The sequence below is a fragment of the Microbacterium invictum genome (genome assembly GCF_034421375.1).
Classification (GTDB): domain Bacteria; phylum Actinomycetota; class Actinomycetes; order Actinomycetales; family Microbacteriaceae; genus Microbacterium; species Microbacterium invictum_A.
Window position 1 is genome coordinate 2455475 of sequence record NZ_CP139779.1, and the last position, 17753, is coordinate 2473227.

At 71.9% G+C, this 17753-nt stretch carries 19 protein-coding genes and 1 tRNA gene; 12 read left to right on the forward strand and 8 right to left on the reverse strand.

Translation table 11 applies throughout. The annotated features are described in order from the left end of the window. Positions 1-47: 47 nt before the first annotated feature. Positions 48-869, reverse strand: coding sequence for a transglutaminase family protein (locus tag T9R20_RS11875; RefSeq protein ID WP_322409515.1), 822 nt, complete (start codon positions 867-869; stop codon positions 48-50). A gap of 69 nt (positions 870-938) precedes the next feature. On the opposite strand from T9R20_RS11875, the gene T9R20_RS11880 reads away from it, so the two are divergent. Then, entirely contained in the window at positions 939-1760 is an 822-nt protein-coding gene (locus T9R20_RS11880) for an SGNH/GDSL hydrolase family protein (RefSeq protein ID WP_322409516.1), read from the forward strand. 44 nt (positions 1761-1804) lie between these two features. Continuing rightward, positions 1805-1877: transfer RNA gene (locus tag T9R20_RS11885), tRNA-Arg, on the forward strand. A 416-nt stretch (positions 1878-2293) separates the two neighbouring features. Here the strand turns inward: T9R20_RS11885 and T9R20_RS11890 are convergent. Genes T9R20_RS11890 through T9R20_RS11905 form a run of 4 tightly spaced genes read right to left on the reverse strand, consistent with a single transcriptional unit; the run spans position 2294 to position 5638 of the window. Next, the gene (locus T9R20_RS11890; protein WP_322409517.1) at positions 2294-3106 is read right to left on the reverse strand and encodes a hypothetical protein; all 813 of its coding nucleotides are present in this window, start codon (positions 3104-3106) and stop codon (positions 2294-2296) included. A gap of 38 nt (positions 3107-3144) precedes the next feature. Further along, complete coding sequence (locus tag T9R20_RS11895) at positions 3145-4038, reverse strand: CPBP family intramembrane glutamic endopeptidase (RefSeq protein ID WP_322409519.1); 894 nt, start codon at positions 4036-4038, stop codon at positions 3145-3147. Beyond that, positions 4038-4772, reverse strand: coding sequence for a tRNA (guanosine(46)-N7)-methyltransferase TrmB (trmB, locus tag T9R20_RS11900; protein WP_322409520.1), 735 nt, complete (start codon positions 4770-4772; stop codon positions 4038-4040). Before trmB ends, T9R20_RS11895 begins: the two co-directional genes overlap by 1 nt. 20 nt (positions 4773-4792) lie before the next feature. Beyond that, on the reverse strand, positions 4793-5638 hold the full coding sequence (locus T9R20_RS11905; RefSeq protein WP_322409521.1) for a DUF3097 family protein: 846 nt from the start codon (positions 5636-5638) through the stop codon (positions 4793-4795). Positions 5639-5778: 140 nt separating this feature from the next. Between T9R20_RS11905 and T9R20_RS11910 the strand changes: the two genes are divergently transcribed. The 4 genes from T9R20_RS11910 (at position 5779) to T9R20_RS11925 (ending at position 9924) form a co-directional block, all read left to right on the forward strand. Next, the gene (locus T9R20_RS11910) at positions 5779-7779 is read left to right on the forward strand and encodes a TPM domain-containing protein (RefSeq protein ID WP_322409522.1); all 2001 of its coding nucleotides are present in this window, start codon (positions 5779-5781) and stop codon (positions 7777-7779) included. Positions 7780-7870: 91 nt separating this feature from the next. Continuing rightward, positions 7871-8623 carry a PspA/IM30 family protein gene (locus tag T9R20_RS11915; RefSeq protein ID WP_322409523.1) on the forward strand — a complete coding sequence of 251 codons (753 nt, stop codon included), beginning with the start codon at positions 7871-7873 and terminating at the stop codon, positions 8621-8623. Between the two features lie 66 nt (positions 8624-8689). Continuing rightward, on the forward strand, positions 8690-9502 hold the full coding sequence (locus T9R20_RS11920) for an arginase family protein (RefSeq protein ID WP_322409524.1): 813 nt from the start codon (positions 8690-8692) through the stop codon (positions 9500-9502). After that, positions 9499-9924, forward strand: a complete 426-nt coding sequence (locus T9R20_RS11925; protein ID WP_322409526.1) for a Fe-S oxidoreductase — start codon at positions 9499-9501, stop codon at positions 9922-9924. The genes T9R20_RS11920 and T9R20_RS11925 overlap by 4 nt, the downstream gene beginning before the upstream one ends. On the opposite strand, the gene T9R20_RS11930 is transcribed toward T9R20_RS11925, so the two are convergent. Genes T9R20_RS11930 through T9R20_RS11940 form a run of 3 tightly spaced genes read right to left on the reverse strand, consistent with a single transcriptional unit; the run spans position 9908 to position 11667 of the window. After that, entirely contained in the window at positions 9908-10384 is a 477-nt protein-coding gene (locus tag T9R20_RS11930; RefSeq protein WP_322409528.1) for an SIP domain-containing protein, read from the reverse strand. The two genes, T9R20_RS11925 and T9R20_RS11930, sit on opposite strands and share 17 nt — an antisense overlap. Positions 10385-10417: 33 nt before the next feature. Next, the gene (locus T9R20_RS11935) at positions 10418-11185 is read right to left on the reverse strand and encodes a tyrosine-protein phosphatase (protein ID WP_322409530.1); all 768 of its coding nucleotides are present in this window, start codon (positions 11183-11185) and stop codon (positions 10418-10420) included. Then, a complete protein-coding gene (locus tag T9R20_RS11940; RefSeq protein ID WP_322409531.1) occupies positions 11182-11667 on the reverse strand; it encodes a carboxymuconolactone decarboxylase family protein in 486 nt (161 codons plus the stop codon). Before T9R20_RS11940 ends, T9R20_RS11935 begins: the two co-directional genes overlap by 4 nt. Positions 11668-11718: 51 nt before the next feature. Here T9R20_RS11940 and T9R20_RS11945 point away from each other — a divergent pair, with 51 nt between their 5' ends. The 6 genes from T9R20_RS11945 (at position 11719) to T9R20_RS11970 (ending at position 17749) form a co-directional block, all read left to right on the forward strand. Continuing rightward, positions 11719-12672, forward strand: coding sequence for an alpha/beta hydrolase (locus tag T9R20_RS11945; protein WP_322409532.1), 954 nt, complete (start codon positions 11719-11721; stop codon positions 12670-12672). A 134-nt stretch (positions 12673-12806) separates the two neighbouring features. Continuing rightward, a complete protein-coding gene (locus T9R20_RS11950; RefSeq protein WP_322409533.1) occupies positions 12807-14318 on the forward strand; it encodes an ABC transporter substrate-binding protein in 1512 nt (503 codons plus the stop codon). Continuing rightward, a complete protein-coding gene (locus tag T9R20_RS11955; protein ID WP_322409534.1) occupies positions 14315-15265 on the forward strand; it encodes an ABC transporter permease in 951 nt (316 codons plus the stop codon). Before T9R20_RS11950 ends, T9R20_RS11955 begins: the two co-directional genes overlap by 4 nt. Then, positions 15262-16140, forward strand: a complete 879-nt coding sequence (locus tag T9R20_RS11960; protein WP_322409535.1) for an ABC transporter permease — start codon at positions 15262-15264, stop codon at positions 16138-16140. The genes T9R20_RS11955 and T9R20_RS11960 overlap by 4 nt, the downstream gene beginning before the upstream one ends. Then, positions 16137-16928, forward strand: coding sequence for an ABC transporter ATP-binding protein (locus T9R20_RS11965; protein WP_322409536.1), 792 nt, complete (start codon positions 16137-16139; stop codon positions 16926-16928). Before T9R20_RS11960 ends, T9R20_RS11965 begins: the two co-directional genes overlap by 4 nt. Further along, the gene (locus tag T9R20_RS11970; RefSeq protein WP_322409537.1) at positions 16925-17749 is read left to right on the forward strand and encodes an ABC transporter ATP-binding protein; all 825 of its coding nucleotides are present in this window, start codon (positions 16925-16927) and stop codon (positions 17747-17749) included. Before T9R20_RS11965 ends, T9R20_RS11970 begins: the two co-directional genes overlap by 4 nt. Positions 17750-17753 lie beyond the last annotated feature (4 nt).

A 17753-nucleotide genomic window follows, 5' to 3' on the forward strand; every position in this document is an offset into this window, starting at 1 on the left:
GCCCGACCAGTCTAGATGTGGCGGGTATGCCCGCCGGATGCCGCGGGTCAGCCGATCCGCACGAGGGCGCGGTGGTCGTCGGCGCCGCCCGGGAGATCCGGATCGACGTCCTCCCCCGCCGTCCATTCGGCGTCGACCCGGAGGTGCTGGAGCCCCACCGCACCCCCGTGGTAGCTGAGGAAGGCGCAGTCGGCGGCATCCCGCCCCGTCGCGATGCGCACGAGGGAGCGACGGTCTGCCAGGCGCGTGGCGTCGATGACGTACCAGGCGCCGTCGAGGTAGGCCTCGGCGACGGCGTGGAAGTCCATCGGCTCGAGACCGGGGGCATAGCAGGCGGTGTAGCGCGCGGGCACATCCATGGCCCGCAGCAGCGCGATGACCACGTGCGCGTAGTCCCGGCAGACGCCCTGCCCGGTCATGAGTGTGGTGACCGCGCTGTCGGTGCCCTGGCTGAGGCCGGGGGCGTAGGTCGTGCTGGACGCGACGAAGTCCTCGACAGCCGTCAGCAGCTCGGCGCCCTCGAGTCCCCGGAACTGACGGCGCGCCTGGGCGAACACCTCGTCGGACTGGCAGTACCGGCTCGGCCGGAGGTAGGTGATCGTCTCGAGGTCGCGGGGTTCGGTCGCCGCGGCGGGGCCGGTGACGATCGCACGGTAGCGGACCTCGAGCACCCCCGCCTCGCCCGTGATGCGGTGCAGACGGCTGCCGTTCTGGTCGACGATCTCGGTCGGCGTGTACTCGCGATCACCTTGACGCAGCGTCAGAGACTCCTCGGCGAGGGGGGTGTGACGGGTCGCCGCGACCTGGAGGATCAGGTCGACGGGAGACCAGATCTCCAGGTCCATCTCAGCGGTCACGACACGCGGCACCGGAGTATCCTCGCACGCTCCGAGAGCGTCGGATTCGGTGCAGGGCCGAGAGTGATTTACCCTTCCCGTGTGACCCGTGCCCTCGCCCCTCGGCCGTCGTGGCGTGGCCGCCTGATCGCGGCCGTCCTCGCGCTGGCTGTGGCCATCGGCGCGGTGGCCGCCGTGGCGGTCATCCGGGACTGGCTGACGCCGCCTCCCGCGGCGCCCGTCGCCGTCGCCGCACCCGAGGACGCGGTCATCCAGCCTGCTCCGCTCGTCTTTCCGGACAACCCCCGGGTCCTCGTCTTCGGCGACTCGTGGACGTTCGGCTCCGCCGCCAGCGACCCGTCCCTGGGATACGCCTACCTTCTGGCCGATCGCCTGAGCGCGGAGGTGGTCGTGGACGGCGTGCGCGGCAGCGGGTACCTGAAGCCGGGTCTGGACGGCGGATCCTTCGGCGAGCGCGTGGCGGCACTGGACCCGGCGCTGGACCCCGACGTGGTGATCCTGCAGGGCTCGATCAACGACCGCCGCCTCTACCCGGCCGGGTACCGCGAAGCGGTGACGGCGGTGTGGGACACGGTCGCGGCGACCTACCCCGACGCGACGGTGGTGATCCTCGGGCCGGCGCCGCAGGTGCTGCCGGTGGAGACGGCGACCGCGCAGATCGACGACGACCTCGCCGCCCTCGCGGCCGGTCGCGGCTGGTGGTACATCTCCCCGGTCGACGAGGAGTGGATCACCGAGGCCAACTACGACGCGATGATCGACACCGGCATCGGCCGCGATCATCCCTCGACCGAAGGCCACGCCTACCTGGCCGACCGGGTCGCCGAGGCCGTGCGCCGTCTCGGCGACGGTGCGGATGTCATCGCGGATGCGCCCGCGGAGGAGGACCTCGTCGCCCCCTGACCGGTCGGGGAGGCCCGCTCGCGGGTGGTAATCTCGTTCGGCACGCCTCCGTAGCTCAGGGGATAGAGCGTTGGTTTCCGGTACCAAAGGTCGCAGGTTCGATTCCTGTCGGGGGCACCCCTTCTTCACCGCGTGAATGGCGTCTCGGCGCGCGTTCGCGATGTCGGCGCGGGGCGGTGAGCCCTCCGCGATCGATGGGTCGCGAATGGCGACCTTCGAGCCCGGAACCCCGCCATTTTCGCCACCTCGTCTGAGCGCCGCTGATCGAGGGGTCGCGAATGGCGACCTTCAGGCGCGCAAACCCGCAATACGCGCCACCTCGCCGTCGGCGCCGCCCATCGAGAGGTCGCGAATGGCGACCTTCGGGCGCGCAACCCCGCCATTTGCGCCACCTCGTCTGGGCGCCGCTGATCGAGGGGTCGCGAATGGCGACCTTCAGGCGCGCAAACCCGCCATACGCGCCACCTCCGAAGCCGGCTCCGCGGGGCCCACACTGGTGTCGGCCCGCAGACCCCGCCATTCCGCTCCGAGCGTCAGCCCACGCCGCGGCGGGCGCGAAGCGCCCGCACCACCACCGTCGAGCCGACGACGATCGCCACGCCCACGCCCAGCGCCACCGCGAGGACGGCGAAGCCGCCGAGGCTCGACGAGATCCCCGCGCCCACGAGCGCGTACGACGCGGCGAGCGCGTAGAACGCGCTTCCGCCGCTCAGCACCACGAACACGACAGCGACGCCGGCCGCGGCGGCGATGACGAGCAACTGCCACGTCGTGCCCCACGCGCCCTCGTTCGGGGCCCCGGTGCCCTGGGCGACCGTGGCGACGTTCACGAAGAAGGCCATCGAGGTCCACCCGGCGTAGATCCCCTGCGAGACGTACAGCGTGATGCGGTCCACGGGCTTCCAGCCGGCGATCTCGGCGCGTCCCTGGCTGATCCGCCGCCACGCGACGGCGTGGGCCCCGACGATGAGCACGAACACCGCGAGCGTGAGCGGCGACTGCTGACCGAGCGACGCGGCCGCAAGCCACAGCGCGAATCCCGCGTAGACGAGGCTCAGCGGCACGACGAGCCGGTCGCGCACCGCAGAGTCGCGCACGGACGGCCGCACCTGCAGCACCGCCCACAGGATGCTCGCGGCGATGATGACCCCCCAGATCGCGAACATCGGCCCCGGCGGGACGATCGGCGAGAACTCCACGCCCGACTGGAGGTCGTTCGGTGAGAACACCTCGAACGCGACGTTGGACACGATCTGCCCGAGGGCGAGGACGAGCACCGCTGCGCGCCCGACGAAGACGCGGTCGACGGACGCCGCGGCGCGGCCGGTTCCAGCGTGGGCGGACATCGTCATCCCCTTCCGACGTCTGCCACGCTACGCCCGACTCAGGGGCTCGGGACGAAGAACAGTCCGTCGAGGAGCCCCGGGTTGTGGGCGTGCACGAGCACGGCGAACACCACCGCGTCGAAGAGCAGGTGCACCGTCACCACATACGCCAGCGACCGCGTGCGCATGAAGATGTAGCCCTGCAGGAGCGCGAACGGGATGGTGAGCACCGGCCCCCAGGCGCGGTAGCCCAGCTCCCACAGGAACGACACGAAGATGATCGCCTGCAGCACGTTGGCCTGCACGTCGGGGAAGTGGCGGCGCAGCAGCGCGAAGCACGTGCAGATGAAGAACAGCTCGTCCCAGATGCCCACCGCCCCGACGCCGACGAACAGGCGCGCGATGAGGTCGGGCGTGTCGACGACGGGCCAGTTCTGGTAGACCCCCGAGGTAATGAAGTAGAACGGCAGGATCAGCCAGCCGAGCACGAGGACGCCGACGAGCCAGCCCCACTGCAGCCCGCTCCAGCGGCCGCCGCCACGCCACGGGAAGCGGATGGCGTAGTCGCGGTAGACGAAGCGCGACACCAGGTAGGGCACCAGCACCGCTCCCCCGAGCGCCACGGTGAACCGCAGCATCGCGAGGTTGTCGAGCTCGGCCTTGAGGGGGATCGCGCTGACGATGAGCATCCCCGCGGCGATCAGAGACAGGTCGCGGAGGATGCCGGGGGGCCGGCGTCCCTCGAACTGCTCTTCCGCGGGGCCGCCGCGACGGGCCTCGGACCGCTCGACGAGGAACGCCGCGACCAGTCCGGCCGCCAGCAGCACCCACCCGAGCCAGGGCAGCAGCAGCACGAAGAACGCAGGGGCCGCGAGGCACACCAGGATCGCCGGGGCGAGCTTGGCCGACAGCGCCGGCCGGTGAAGGGTCGCGACCTCGGGGAGCGCCGGCATCAGCGTCCGCCGTCGGTGCGATAGGCGAGGTCGCGGATCGCGCGTCCCGCACGCTCGCCCTTGCGCTCGAACGCCGTGAGCACGCGGCCGGGGTGGCGCTCGGCCCACTCCCCCGCGAAGTCGCGGGCGAAGCCCGACGCATCGTCGAAGACGGCGCGCATCTGCTGCGCGTAGTCCTCCCAGTCGGTGGCCAGACGCACCACACCTCCGGGGCGGAGCGCGCGCCGCACCGTCGGGGCGAAATCCGCGTCGATCAGGCGACGCTTGGTGTGCCGCTTCTTGTGCCACGGGTCGGGGAAGAAGATCCACAGCTCGTCCACCGAGCCCGCCGGCAGCAGGTGCTCCAGCACCTCGGGGGCGTTCGCCTCGGCCAGGCGGAGGTTCCGCGCCCCGGCGCGACCGGCGTCGAGCATCGTACGGGCGAGGCCCGCCCGGAACACTTCGACGGCCAGGAAGTCGACGTCGGGACGGGATGCCGCGGCGTGGACGATCGCGTGCCCCTGGCCCGAGCCGATCTCCACCACGAGGGGCGCTCGCCGGCCGAAGACCCGCGCGGGGTCGATGGCGGCGTCCGGACGCACGCTCGTCGCGGCCTCGCCGCGCTCGAACTCCAGCAGGTAGTGCCCCGACAGCTCCTCCCACGCGCGCTCCTGCGCCTCGGACATCCGGCCGCTGCGCCGGACGAATGACACCGGCCGCTCGCGGAAGACGCGCACGTCGGTGGGTTCGGGCATGCCCCCAGGCTACCGACCGCTCACGCGGCGCCGGGTTCGGTCACGAAATCGATGAGCTCCTCCACGCGTCCGAGGAGGGCGGGCTCCAGGTCGCGGAACGACGTCACCCGCGCGAGGATCCGCTGCCAGGCCCGGGCGATGTCGGCCTGATCGCGGGCAGGCCATCCCAGTGCGCGGCACACCCCGACCTTGAACTCGGTGCCCCGCGGCACCTCGGGCCACGCGGTGATCCCCATCGCCCGCGGCGTGACGCACTGCCACACGTCGATGAAGGGGTGCCCGACGATGCGCACCGACGGCCCGTGCCGGGATGCCTCGACCGCGGCGGCCAGCCGCGACTCCTTCGACCCGGGCACGAGGTGGTCGACGAGCACGCCGTACCGGCGGCCGGGTCCCGGCGGATCGGCGTCGAGGACGTCGGCGAGATGATCGACCCCCTCGAGGTACTCCACCACCACCCCCTCGACCCGCAGGTCGTCGCCCCACACCTTCTCGACCAGTTCGGCGTCGTGCCGTCCCTCCACGAGGATGCGACTCGCGCGGGCCGTACGCGCCCGCGCGTCGGCGACCGCGAACGACCCCGAGGCCGTGCGCCGCGGCGCCGACGCCGCCGCGGGGCGCGGCGGGTCGAGGATCACGTCCGCGCCGTCGATGAGGAATCCGGGGCCGAGGGGGAACACCCGCCGGCGGCCCAGACGGTCCTCGAGCTCGACGAGACCTCCGGTGACCCCGGTCACGGCGCCGCAGAATCCGTCGTCGGCGACCTCGATCACCAGGTCGCGCTCGGCCGCCACGCGCGCCACCACCGGGCGGCCGCGCTCGCGCCATCCCGCCGACAGCACATCGCCACCGTATCGATCGTCCATGCATCGCCCTCCGGAACCGCGAGAACCCTACCTGCGCGCCGCGGGGGCTCCGCGCAGCGACCCGCGGCTCGGGCGAGCCTGGACGTTTCCCTACCGCGGTGTCTCCGCCCCTGCATAGACTCACGGTGGGAGGCTGATCCATGCGTGCGCGATGGGCGGCGGCGCTCACGGCGGCGCTGACGATGATCCTCGTGGGTGTCGGACCCGCCGCCTCGGCGACCGACCCGGTCGAGCTGGGGGCCGGCTACGTGGTCGACGAGTCCGATGTGCTCGACCAGGCGCAGGAATCCGCCGTGCAGGACCGTCTCGCCGAGCTGTACGACCAGACCGGCATCGACCTCTACACGGTGTTCGTCTCGGAGTTCACCAATCCCGCCGACAGTCAGCAGTGGGCCGACGAGGTCGCCCGGCTGAACGGGCTGGGTGTGGATCAGTACGTCCTCGCCGTCGCGACCGACGGGCGGGAGTACTACATCTCCGCCGACAGCGCCGGTCCCGTCTCGGCGGACGAGCTCACCGCCATCGAAGGCGAGATCCGTCCCTTCCTCCGCGACGGCGACTGGGTGGGCGCGGTGTCCACCACGGTCGACGGCTTTGAGTCCGCCACGACCGCCGGTGCCGGGGCGGGGTGGATCTTCGTTCTCGTCGTCGTGGCGATCGGCGCGATCGTCGTCATCTGGCTCGTCGTGCGTCGCCGCCGCTCCAGAGGCTCCGGCGCTTCCGGCGCGACCGGCCCGCCCGTGGCCGCGCAGGTGCCGCTGGCCGACCTCGAGCGGCAGGCCTCCTCTGCCCTCGTCGACACCGACGACGCCGTCCGCACGAGCGAGCAGGAGCTCGGCTTCGCCCGCGCGCAGTTCGGTGACGATGCGACCGTCGACTTCGTGGCCGCCCTCGAGAGCGCCAAGGCGCAGCTCGCCGAGGCCTTCACGCTCAAGCAGCGCCTCGATGACGAGATCGCCGACACCGACGCCGACCGCCGCGAGTGGAACGAGCGCATCCTGCAGCTCTGCCAGGCCGCCAACGCCGAGCTCGACGAGAAGGCCGCCGACTTCGATGCGCTGCGCGAGCTCGAACGGACCGCCCCCGACGCGCTCGCCCGGGTAAGGGCGGAGCGCGAGACCGCGATCACCCGACTCCGCGACACCGAAGAGCGGATGACGCAGCTGCGCACGACCTATCGCGACACCGCGCTCAGCGCCGTCGCCGACAACGTCGATCAGGCGCGACAGCGTCTCGGGTTCGCCGAGCAGCAGCTGACCGAGGCCCAGACGGCTCTCGACGCCGGCGACGGCGGCGAGGCCGCCGTCGGCATCCGCGCGGCGGAAGAGGCCGTCGACCAGGCGCAGACCCTCGAGAACGCGGTCGAGAAGCAGGCTGCCGATCTGAGCGACGCCGAGGCGGCGGCATCCGCTCTCATCGCCGAGCTCGAGCGCGAGACGGCCGCGTCCGGCGCGCTCCCCGATCCGGACGGTCAGGTCGCCGCTGCGGTGGCGGCCACGCGGCAGGTCACCCAGCTCGCCCGCGACGAAGTGGCGGCGACGCCTCGCGACCCGCTGGCGACCCTGCAGCGGCTCCAGGCCGCCGATCAGCAGCTGGATGCCCTCGTGGCGGGCATCCGCGATGCTCAGGCCGAGCAGCAGCGGCTGACCGAGGGCCTGGCACGCACCCTCGCCGCCGCCCGCGCCCGAGTCGCCGCGGCCGAGGATTACATCATGACCAGGCGCGGGGCGGTGGGCGCGAACGCCCGCACCCGCCTGGCCGAAGCCGGCGCGGCCGCGGTCCGCGCCGAGCAGCTGCAGACCTCCGACCCGCGCGCGGCGCTGGCCGAGGCGCAGCGCGCTCAGGCGCTCGCCGACGAGGCCCTCGCCTCGGCTCAGCGCGACGTCGGCGCGTTCGACCGCGGCGGGTACAACAGCGACGGCATGTTCGGCGGCGGCCCGGGCGGGGGTGGCGGCAGCGACATCCTCGGCGCGATCCTCGGCGGCATCGTGGTGAACTCCCTCCGCAGCGGCGGCGGCTCATCGCGGCGCTCCGGAGGGTCCGCCTCGTTCGGCAGCCGCCGCTCGGGCGGCGGCGGATTCCGCACCGGTAGCTTCGGTGGTGGAGGCACCCGCGGGCGCCGCGGAGGTGGCCGCTTCTGATGATCCGCATATGCGGGCACCCCACCCACCCACGACGACGTCCGAACCCCGAGCTCCGGCTCACCTCACGTACCGACAGGAAGGAAACATGATGGCCAAGCAGTCCATCTTCGGTCGCATCTCCACGCTCGTCCGAGCGAACATCAACGCCCTCATCGACCAGGCCGAGGATCCGCAGAAGATGCTCGATCAGCTGGTGCGCGACTACACCAACTCGATCGCCGACGCCGAGTCGGCGATCGCCGAGACCATCGGCAACCTGCGCCTGCTCGAGCGCGACCACCAGGAGGACGTGCAGGCCGCGGCCGAATGGGGCAACAAGGCCCTCGCCGCCAGCCGCAAGGCCGACGAGCTGCGGACCCAGGGCAACACCGTCGATGCCGACAAGTTCGACAACCTCGCCAAGATCGCGCTGCAGCGCCAGATCAGCGAGGAGAGCGAGGCGCGGGCGATCGCCCCGACCATCGCCACGCAGACCGAGGTCGTCGACAAGCTCAAGGACGGCCTGAACGGCATGAAGCAGAAGCTCGAGCAGCTGAAGTCCAAGCGCTCCGAGCTGCTGTCGCGTGCGAAGGTCGCCGAGGCGCAGACCAAGGTGCACGACGCCGTCCGGTCCATCGACGTGCTCGACCCCACGAGCGAGCTCGGCCGGTTCGAGGATAAGGTCCGGCGCCAGGAGGCCCTGGCCCAGGGCAAGCAGGAGCTGGCCGCGTCGAGCCTGGACGCCCAGTTCAACGCCCTCGAGGATGTCGGCGAGCTGACCGAGGTCGAAGCGCGCCTGGCTGCGCTGAAGACCGGCGGCCCGACGCCCCAGGCGCTCCCGGCCAGCCCCGACACGGTCTGATCGCACGGACGGGGGTGGGCGCGTCGTCGCCCACCCCCGTCGCCGTTCTCAACGGAAGGAGCAGACGTGGCACGGTTCATCGTCGTCCCGCAGTGGCAGGGCTCGTCGTCGTCACGGGCCATGCGTCTGATCGACGGGGCGCTCGCGATCGCCGGCGACCTCCCCCGCACCGCGACCACGATCCTCGAGGTCCCCACCGAAGCCGGCGAGGACCTCGGCTCAGGGGTGCGCCGATTCAGCTCGCTCACCCGGATCGCCGAACTCGTCTCGCGCGCGGTCACCGATGGCGACGGGCCGGCGGTGGTGGTCGGCGGCGACTGCGGGGTGGCGCTCCCCTCTCTCCGGGCGCTCGACACCTCGGACATCGCCGTCCTCTGGCTCGACGCCCACGCCGATCTGCAGACACCGGCGACCTCGCCGAGCGGCGCCTTCCACGGAATGGTCGTGCGAGCCCTCCTCGGCGACGCTCCGGCGGGGCTCGCCCTGGATCCGCCCCTCCCCGCCGCGCGGGTCCTCCTGGCCGGAACCCGCGAGTTCGATCCCGAAGAGGAGGCCTTCGCCCCGGCATCCGGGATCACCCTCCTCGGCGCTGACGCCCTCGCCGACCCCGACCGGATCGCCGACGCGGTCGTGGCGACCGGCGCGAGCCGGGTCTACCTCCACGTCGACCTCGACGTGCTCGACCCCGGACTCATCAGCGGGGTGAGTCATCCCGTGCCCTTCGGCGCAACGGTGGAGCAGGTCGTCGGCACGATCCGCGCCGTCCGCGCCAAACTCCCACTTGCGGGCGCGACCCTCACCGAGTTCTCCCCCGCCGAACCCGAGGTCGCCGTCGACGACCTCGGCGCCATCCTGCGCATCGTCGGGGCGCTGGCGTGAGCGGCGAGGGCGCCGATCCCGACCGGCTCATCCCCGCGTTCCTGCTGGACTCCCCCGTCAGCTACCTCGGATACCTCTACGGGTGCGCCCTCGGCCGCGTGTGGGGCGCCCTGTGGAGCACCGGCCGGGTCGAGCGCCGGGGCGGCCTGGTCGTCTTCCGCGGGATGCCGCGCTGGACCTTCGCCCGCGGGGGCGTCTGCGTGGGCGACTGCTTCCTCACCGGTGCGGGCACGATCGACGATCGGCTCCTCCGTCATGAGGCGGTGCACCGGCGCCAGTGGCGACGGTACGGACTGCTGATGCCGGTGCTCTACCTGCTGGCCGGCCGCGATGCGCTCCAGAACCGTTTCGAGATCGAAGCGGGCCTGGAGGACGGTCGCTACCTTCCCCGAAAGCCGGAGCGCCTCAGCGCGGAGAGCTGAGGCCGTAGCGGGGCGGCGTGTGGATGTGGGCGGGCGCGATCCCGCGGACGCCGGTCAGGTGCTCGACGATGTCGGCGGTTCCGAGGTACCCGCCGAGCAGGTGGATGCGCGTGGCGTCACCGTCGTCGCAGAGCATCTCGTCGGCCCAGGCGATCACCGCGCGGGACAGTGCCTCACCCGAGGCGCAGCCGCGGCCCGTGCCGGGAGCGCCGCTGCGGCGCGAGCGGTCGAGCCACGTGAGCACCATCCGCGGCGGCACCGCGATGTCGGTGCAGGCGGTGTCGTCGGGGATCTCGATGAACACACGACCGGTCGAGCACAGCGGCAGGGTCGACAGGAGCGCCTCGAGCTCGGCGAGCGAGGTCTCGTCGGCGGCGATCACGTGCTGCACCCGGGTGTGGCGCGACGACCGGCAGGCGGCGGTGTTGTGCTCGGTGGGCGACGGGGCGATCTTCGACATGGCCCTCTCACTATACCGCCGAGGAAGGGTTGCCTAACCTGATTCGCTCGATGCGAGGTCTTTCTCGGACGCGCCGGCCGGCTCGTCCACGAGAACCTCGCGCAGGCGCCGCACCTCGTCCTCGCCGAGCCCGTGCGCGACGAGGAAGCCCGCCGCGGACCCGTATCGCTCGTCGAGGTCGTCCAGGAAGGCGCGCATCACCGGCGCCGGGGATCGGGTGGCGAGCTCCTCCAGGTGGACGGCTTCGGGATGCCGCTCCTTCAGCCGCGCCACGATGTCACGGTTTCGCCACTCGGGCAGGAGCTCCTCGGTCCGGGCGTAGTCCGAGATGACCGCCTCGCGGTCCACTCCGACCGCAGCGAGCGCGATCGCGACGGTGACCCCCGTCCGGTCCTTCCCCACCGTGCAGTGGACCAGTGCGGGCGGGCCGTCGAGGATGGCGCGGATCGCCGCCACGATCTGCCCGCCCGACTCCTCGGCGAGCGAGCGGTACATGTCGGACAGGCTCATGTCCTCGGTGAAGAACGAGGTGACCGATCCGAGGAACAGCGGCACGTGCGCCGTGGTGACCGCCAGTGACTCCACCCGACTCGGAGCGTGGGCCACCTCGTCCTCGGCCCGCAGATCGACGATGGTCCGGATGCCCAGGCGACCGAGCGCCGCCACACCGTCGTCGTGGAGCTGGGCGAGGTTCCCCGACCGGAAAAGCACGCCCGAGCGCGTCCGCCCACGACCGGCCGGGAGCCCCCCGGTGTCGCGGAGATTGACGCTGCCGGGAACGGGCGGATCCGCGCCGGTCATCGCGGGGTCGCCGCGGCAGTCTCGCGCGGCGGAACCGGGTAGCGCCCGGCGATGGTGAGGCGGTTGAAGGCGTTGATCGAGATGAGGATCCAGCTGAGTGCGACGTACTCGGCCTCCGTCAGGACGCCCCCGACCCGGTCGTAGACGTCATCGGGGATCCCGTCCTCGTGGATGAAGGTGAAGGCCTCCGCGAGCTCCAGCCCGGCGCGCTCCCGATCGGAGAAGACGCCCGAATCACGCCAGGTGGCGATCTGCGTGACGGCGTCGGCGTCGAGCCCGGCCTTGATCCCCTTCTCCACGTGCACGCGCACGCAGTAGGCGCACCCGTTCAGCTGCGACGCATGGATCTGCACGATCTCCTTCAGACGATCGTCGATCCCGGCCTCGGCCGCGATCGCCCCGACCTGCTTCGCCAGGCCCGCGAGCGAGCTGTAGACGGCCGGAGCCGACTTCGACAGGTGTACGCGCTGTTCCGCGGTCATGGCGCCAGCCTACTCGCGCGCCCGCGGCCGGGCCTGCGGCAGAATGGCCGCGTGACCGAACCCGCCGATGAGTTCTCGTTCCTCGCCGATCAGGCCGCCGATGCCGGCCTCACTGGCCCGCTCCCTCGCGGTGAGCGCCTGCAGATCGACCTCGCCGACGGCCGGGTGGTGAGCGGACTGCGCTGGTGGTTCGACTCCCCCGACGACCGCCCCGTCGTGACGCTCCTGCACGGCGCCGGGCTAAACGCCCACACCTGGGACACGACGGTCATCGCCCTGGGCCTCCCCGCCGTCGCGATCGACCTGCCCGGCCACGGCGATTCGTCGTGGCGCACCGACGCGGCCTACGTTGGGCGGATGCTGGCACCCGACGTCGCTGCGGCGATCACCGCGTGGACCGATGGGCCGCAGGTGCTGGTGGGGCAGTCGCTCGGGGGCCTCACCGCCGCCGCGGTCGCCGCCGCGCAGCCCCATCTCGTCGAGAGCCTCGTGGTGATCGACATCACGCCCGGCCTCGACCCGAACGCGGGGGCGGCGGAGATCCGACGATTCTTCGCCGGCCCCACCGACTGGGCCAGCCGCGACGAGCTCGTCGACCGTGCGATGGCGTTCGGGCTCGGCGGCGGCACGCGGCAGAAGGCGGCCCGCGGAGTGTACTTCAACTCGCGCGTCCGCGCGGACGGACGCGTGGAATGGAAGCATCACTTCGCCCACCTCGCCGCGGCAGCGGGCGCCTCACCCGCCGAGGACGGCACCGCGGACGCCGGGAACGACGCCGTCGCCGCGGTCCTCGGCGAGGCAGGGTGGGAAGATCTCGCCGCCGTCCGCGTACCGCTCGCGCTGATCCGCGGCGAGCGCGGCTTCGTCACCGACGCCGATGTCGACGTCTTCCGCGAGCGCGTGCCCGCGGCATCCGTCCTCACTCTGGCGGGCGGCCACAACCTGCAGGAGGACGCCCCCGTCGCCCTGGCTGCGGAGCTGCGTCGCGCGGCCGGGAAGGGTTAACGCTTCTGTTGCGTTCGGTGTAACGGGTTCGGCAGGGCTCCCGAGGGTTCCCTAGGCTGTATCCGCACCACGGCTCGCCCGCGCGGGCCGGCAGGCATCCCCCACCCCCCGGATGCCGTCCCGAAAGGAATCACATGCTTCGCCGCACGGCCCTCGCCGCCACTGCTCTCTTCGCCGCCTCCGCCCTCGTGCTCGCCGGCTGCACCGCCTCCACCGGACCTGGCCCGACGGGCGCGACGGGCGAGCCCGACGCCGACGCCTCGGTCGCGATCCGGCTGGTGCTCGAGCCCGGAAACCTCGACATCCGCCAGACGACCGGCGCCGCCCTCGACCAGGTGCTCATCGACAACGTCTATCAGGGACTGGTATCGCGGACCACCGATCAGGAGATCGTCCCGGCGCTCGCCAGCGACTGGGAGGTTTCGGACGACGGCCTGACCTACACCTTCACGCTCGAGGAGGGCGTCACTTTCCACGATGGCCAGGAGCTGACCCCGCAGGACGTGGTCTGGTCGCTGCAGACCCGCAAGGACACCCCGGAATGGGCGGATTCCGCGCGTCTGGCGAACGTGTCGTCGATCACCGCGGACGGGCAGACCGTCACCCTGACGCTCGCGCAGCCCGACTCGAGCCTGCTGTGGAACCTCACCGGCCGCGCAGGGATCATCCTCAAGGAGGGCGACACCGTCGACTACCAGACGGCGGCCAACGGCACCGGGCCGTTCGTCCTCGAGGAGTGGCAGCAGGGAGCGAGCATCACCCTCACCCGCAACGACGCCTACTGGGGCGACGCCGCGGGCGTCGGCGAAGTGGTCTTCCAGTACATCGCCGAAGACCAGGCCGCGGTGAACGCCGCGGCCGCGGGCGAGGTCGACGTGCTCACCGGGTTCGACCCGAACCTCACCGAGCAGATCGAGCAGAGCGGCGACTGGACCGTCGTGCTCGGCACCGCCACCGACAAGAGCGTGCTGGCGATGAACAGCACCGCCGCACCCCTCGACGACCAGCGCGTGCGCCAGGCAATCCGTCAGGCGATCGATCACGACGCCATCGTCGAGGCGGTCGGTGCCGGGCAGACCCTGTACGGCCCCATCCCCGAGCCCGACCCCGGCTACGAGGACCTCAGCGACACGGCGCCGTACGACCCCGAAGCCGCGCGCGCGCTGCTCGAGGAGGCGGGGGTGGAAGACCTCGAGCTGACCCTCACGATCCCAGCCGACTACGGCACGACCATTCCGCAGATCCTCGTATCAGATTTCAACGAGGTCGGCATCACCCTCGAGGTCGACGCGGTCGACTTCGGCGTGTGGGTGAACGACGTATACACGAACAAAGACTACGAGCTCAGCTACGTGAATCACGCGGAGGCCCGCGACTTCGAGAACTGGGCCAACCCCGACTACTACTTCACGTACGACAACCCCGAGGTGCAGGACCTCTACGAGCAGTCGCTGCGCGCCACGGACGAGGCGGAGGCCGATGCCCTTCTCGCCGAGGCCGCGCGCATCGTCGCCGAGGATGCCGCGGCGGACTGGCTGTTCAATTGGGCCGGCGTGAGCGCGGTCGCCGCGGGCATCAACGGAATGCCCGTGGATAGCGTCAACGCCCGCCTGAACCTTGCAGAGCTGACCAAGAGCGACGGGTGATCCGGTACGCGCTGACCCGGGGAGCCCTGCTACTGCTGGGGCTGTTCGTGGCCAGCGCGCTCATCTTCCTCACCCTGCGCGTCCTACCCGGCGACGTCGCGCAGCAGATCGCCGGCACGAACGGCACCCCCGAGCAGGTCGCGGCGATCCGTGAGAGCCTCGGGCTGAATGCGCCGCTGTGGGCCCAGTACGTCGACTGGATCGGCGGGGTGTTCCGGGGAGACCTCGGCACCTCGCTCTACACGGGCCTGACGGTGACCGCTGAGCTCGCCGAGAAGGCCCGCGTGACGGTGCCACTCGGCATCCTGTCTCTCCTGTTCGCCCTCGCCGTCAGCATCCCGCTCGGCGTGCTCTCGGCGCTCCGGCGCGGGCGCGCCGACGGCACCGCGCTGAGCGTCGGGGCGCAGGCCGTCGCCGCGGTGCCTGTGGTGTGGGCCGGCATGATGCTCGTCGTGGTCTTCGCGGTGTGGCTGGGCTTGCTCCCCGCCCAGGGCTTCCCCCGGGGCGGCTGGAGCCAGCCGGTCGACGCCCTCCGCGCCCTGATCCTCCCCGCGCTCACGATCGGCATCATCGAAGGGGCGATGCTGCTGCGGTTCGTGCGGAGCGCCACCCTCCAGGCGATCGGGCAGGACTACGTCCGCACCGCCGCGGCCAAGGGCCTCACCCGCAACGCCGCCCTGATCCGGCACGGGCTGCCGAACGTCGGGCTCTCGGTCATCTCGGTGCTCGGCCTCCAGGTGGCCGGCATCGTCGTGGGAGCCGTGATCATCGAGCAGCTGTTCAGCCTGCCCGGGATCGGACGGATGCTGGTGAGCGACGTCGGCGCTCGGGATCTGCCGATGGTGCAGGGCGAACTGCTGATCCTCACTGGTTTCGTGCTGCTCGTCGGCTTTTTCGTCGACCTCGTCCACCGCCTCCTCGACCCTCGGCAGCGGGAGGCGGCATGAGCGCCCTCCGACGACTCTGGGCCCTCTCGACCGGGCGCTTCGGGCTGATCGTCGTCGCCGTCATCCTCCTCACGGCCGCGGTGTCGCTCGTCTGGACCCCCTTCGACCCGCAGCAGGTCGACATCCCGAACCGCTGGGCGCCGCCCGGGTGGCCGCACGTGCTCGGCACGGACGGCACGGGCCGCGACATCCTGAGCCTCCTCATCGCCGGCTCGCGGACGACCGTGGTCGTCGCGGTCGGCGCGGGCGTCGTGGCGACCGTGCTCGGCCTCGCCCTCGCAGCGCTCGGCGCGCTCACCCGCCGGTGGGTACGGGAGACGGTGGCGGTGGCCGTCGACATCCTCATCGCCTTCCCGGTGCTCCTCATCGCCATGATGATCTCGGCGGTCTGGGGCGGGTCGCTCTGGGTCGTGATCTGGGCCGTGGGCATCGGGTTCGGCGTGAACATCGCCCGCGTCACCCGCCCCGAGCTCCGCCGCGTTCTGCAGAGCGACTTCGTGCTCGCCGGCCGGGCCTCGGGTCTCACCCCGGCGCAGAACCTCGTCCGCCACCTGCTGCCGAACGTCGCGCCGGTCTTCATCGTCCAGCTGTCGTGGGGCATGGCCGTGGCCGTCCTCGCCGAGGCGGGACTGTCGTACCTCGGGTTCGGCGCTCCCCCGACCGAGCCGTCGTGGGGGCTGCTGCTGGCGGAGCTTCAGCAGTACCTCACCGTGTATCCCCTCTCGGTGCTGTGGCCGGGACTCGCGATCACCTTCACGGTGCTCGGGCTGAATCTGCTGGGCGACGGCATCCGCGACGCCACCGACCCCACCCTGTCCCGCCGGGGCGGGTCCGCCCGCCGCGCCCGGACGCACGTGCCGGAGGTCGTCGCATGAGCCTGTCGGTGCGCGACCTCGTCGTCGAGATCGACGGCCGACGCGTCGTCGACGGCATCTCGTTCGAGGTTCCCGACGGCGCGCGGCTGGGACTCATCGGCGAGTCGGGCTCGGGCAAGTCGCTCACCGCGCTGGCGATCCTCGGGCTCCTCCCCGACGGTGCGACCGCGTCGGGAAGTGTGTCGTGGAACGGCCGCGAGCTCATCGGCCTTCCCGACCGAGAGCTCGCCGAGCTTCGCGGCGACGAGATCGGCATCGTCTTCCAAGAACCCCGCACGGCGCTGAACCCGATCCGCACGATCGGGCGCCAGATCGCCGAGTCGGTGCGCATCCACGAGGGTGCGAGCAGGAGGGATGCCGCGACGCGGGCCGTCGCCGAAGCGGCGCGCGTCGCCCTGCCCGACCCCGACGGGATCGTCAGGCGCTACCCGCACCAGCTCTCCGGCGGGCAGCGCCAGCGGGTCGCGATCGCCATGGCCCTCGCCTGCCGGCCGCGGCTGCTCATCGCCGACGAGCCCACCACCGCCCTGGACGTGACGATCCAGGCCGAGATCCTCGAGCTCCTCCGCGCCCTCGTCACCGACGACGGGATGTCGCTGATCTTCATCACCCACGACCTCGCCGTCTTGGCGCAGGTCGCCACCCACGCCGTCGTCCTCGAAGACGGCCGGATCGTCGAGACCGGCCCGGTCGCCACGCTCCTGCGCGACCCCGCCTCCCCCGTCACGCGGGGACTGCTCCGCGACGCCACCGCCACCCTGTGGCGCCCCGAGGGGAGGACGCCGTGAGCGACATCCTCGTGAGCGCCCGCCGCCTCACCCGCCGGCACGCGCTGCCGAAGAAGACCCTCTTCCAGCGGCGCGGGTACACAACCGCGCTCGAGGACGCCGACATCGATGTCCGAGAGGGCAGCACCCTCGGCATCATCGGCGAGTCGGGTTCGGGCAAGTCCACCCTGGTGAGACTTCTTCTCGGGCTCGATGCCCCCACCTCCGGCACCGTCGAGGTCGACGGTCGCGCCGTCGACGCCACCGCCTCGGCGCGCTCGCTGCACTGGCTCCGGCGCCTGACGGGCGTGGTGTTCCAGGACCCCTACGCCTCGCTCGATCCGCGGATGAGCGTCGGGCGCATCGTCGGAGAGCCCCTCTGGGCCCTGGGCATCGAGGGCGACCGGCGGGCGAGGGTGCGGGAGGTGCTCGCGCAGGTCGGACTCGAGGCCGAGATGACCGAGCGCTTCCCTCACGAGTTCTCGGGCGGCCAGCGGCAGCGGATCGCCCTGGCCCGCGCGCTCGTGCACCGGCCGCGCCTGCTCGTCGGCGATGAGCCGCTCTCGGCGCTCGATGTCACCGTCCGAGCGCAGATCCTCGCTCTGCTCGCCGACCTCCGACGTCAGGAAGACCTCACCCTCGTGATGGTCTCGCACGACATCGGCGTCGTCCAGAGCATCTGCGACGAGGTGGTGGTGATGAAAGACGGCCGCATCGTCGAGGAGGGGCCGACCGAGAAAGTGCTCCAGCAGCCGCAGGTGGCCTACACCCGGCGGCTGCTGGCCTCCGTGCCCACGATCGATCCGCCCGGCGACCGCCCCGGCGTCGGAGGGGGGCGTTAGCGTG

Bases quoted from the DNA above. Each gene is read 5' to 3' on its own strand.
- T9R20_RS11890 (WP_322409517.1), bottom strand. From the start codon at position 3,106: ATGTCCGCCCACGCTGGAACCGGCCGCGCCGCGGCGTCCGTCGACCGC.
- T9R20_RS11895 (WP_322409519.1), bottom strand. From the start codon at position 4,038: ATGCCGGCGCTCCCCGAGGTCGCGACCCTTCACCGGCCGGCGCTGTCG.
- trmB (WP_322409520.1), bottom strand. From the start codon at position 4,772: ATGCCCGAACCCACCGACGTGCGCGTCTTCCGCGAGCGGCCGGTGTCA.
- T9R20_RS11905 (WP_322409521.1), bottom strand. From the start codon at position 5,638: ATGGACGATCGATACGGTGGCGATGTGCTGTCGGCGGGATGGCGCGAG.
- T9R20_RS11910 (WP_322409522.1), top strand. From the start codon at position 5,779: ATGCGTGCGCGATGGGCGGCGGCGCTCACGGCGGCGCTGACGATGATC.
- T9R20_RS11915 (WP_322409523.1), top strand. From the start codon at position 7,871: ATGGCCAAGCAGTCCATCTTCGGTCGCATCTCCACGCTCGTCCGAGCG.
- T9R20_RS11930 (WP_322409528.1), bottom strand. From the start codon at position 10,384: ATGTCGAAGATCGCCCCGTCGCCCACCGAGCACAACACCGCCGCCTGC.
- T9R20_RS11935 (WP_322409530.1), bottom strand. From the start codon at position 11,185: ATGACCGGCGCGGATCCGCCCGTTCCCGGCAGCGTCAATCTCCGCGAC.
- T9R20_RS11940 (WP_322409531.1), bottom strand. From the start codon at position 11,667: ATGACCGCGGAACAGCGCGTACACCTGTCGAAGTCGGCTCCGGCCGTC.
- T9R20_RS11950 (WP_322409533.1), top strand. From the start codon at position 12,807: ATGCTTCGCCGCACGGCCCTCGCCGCCACTGCTCTCTTCGCCGCCTCC.
- T9R20_RS11960 (WP_322409535.1), top strand. From the start codon at position 15,262: ATGAGCGCCCTCCGACGACTCTGGGCCCTCTCGACCGGGCGCTTCGGG.
- T9R20_RS11965 (WP_322409536.1), top strand. From the start codon at position 16,137: ATGAGCCTGTCGGTGCGCGACCTCGTCGTCGAGATCGACGGCCGACGC.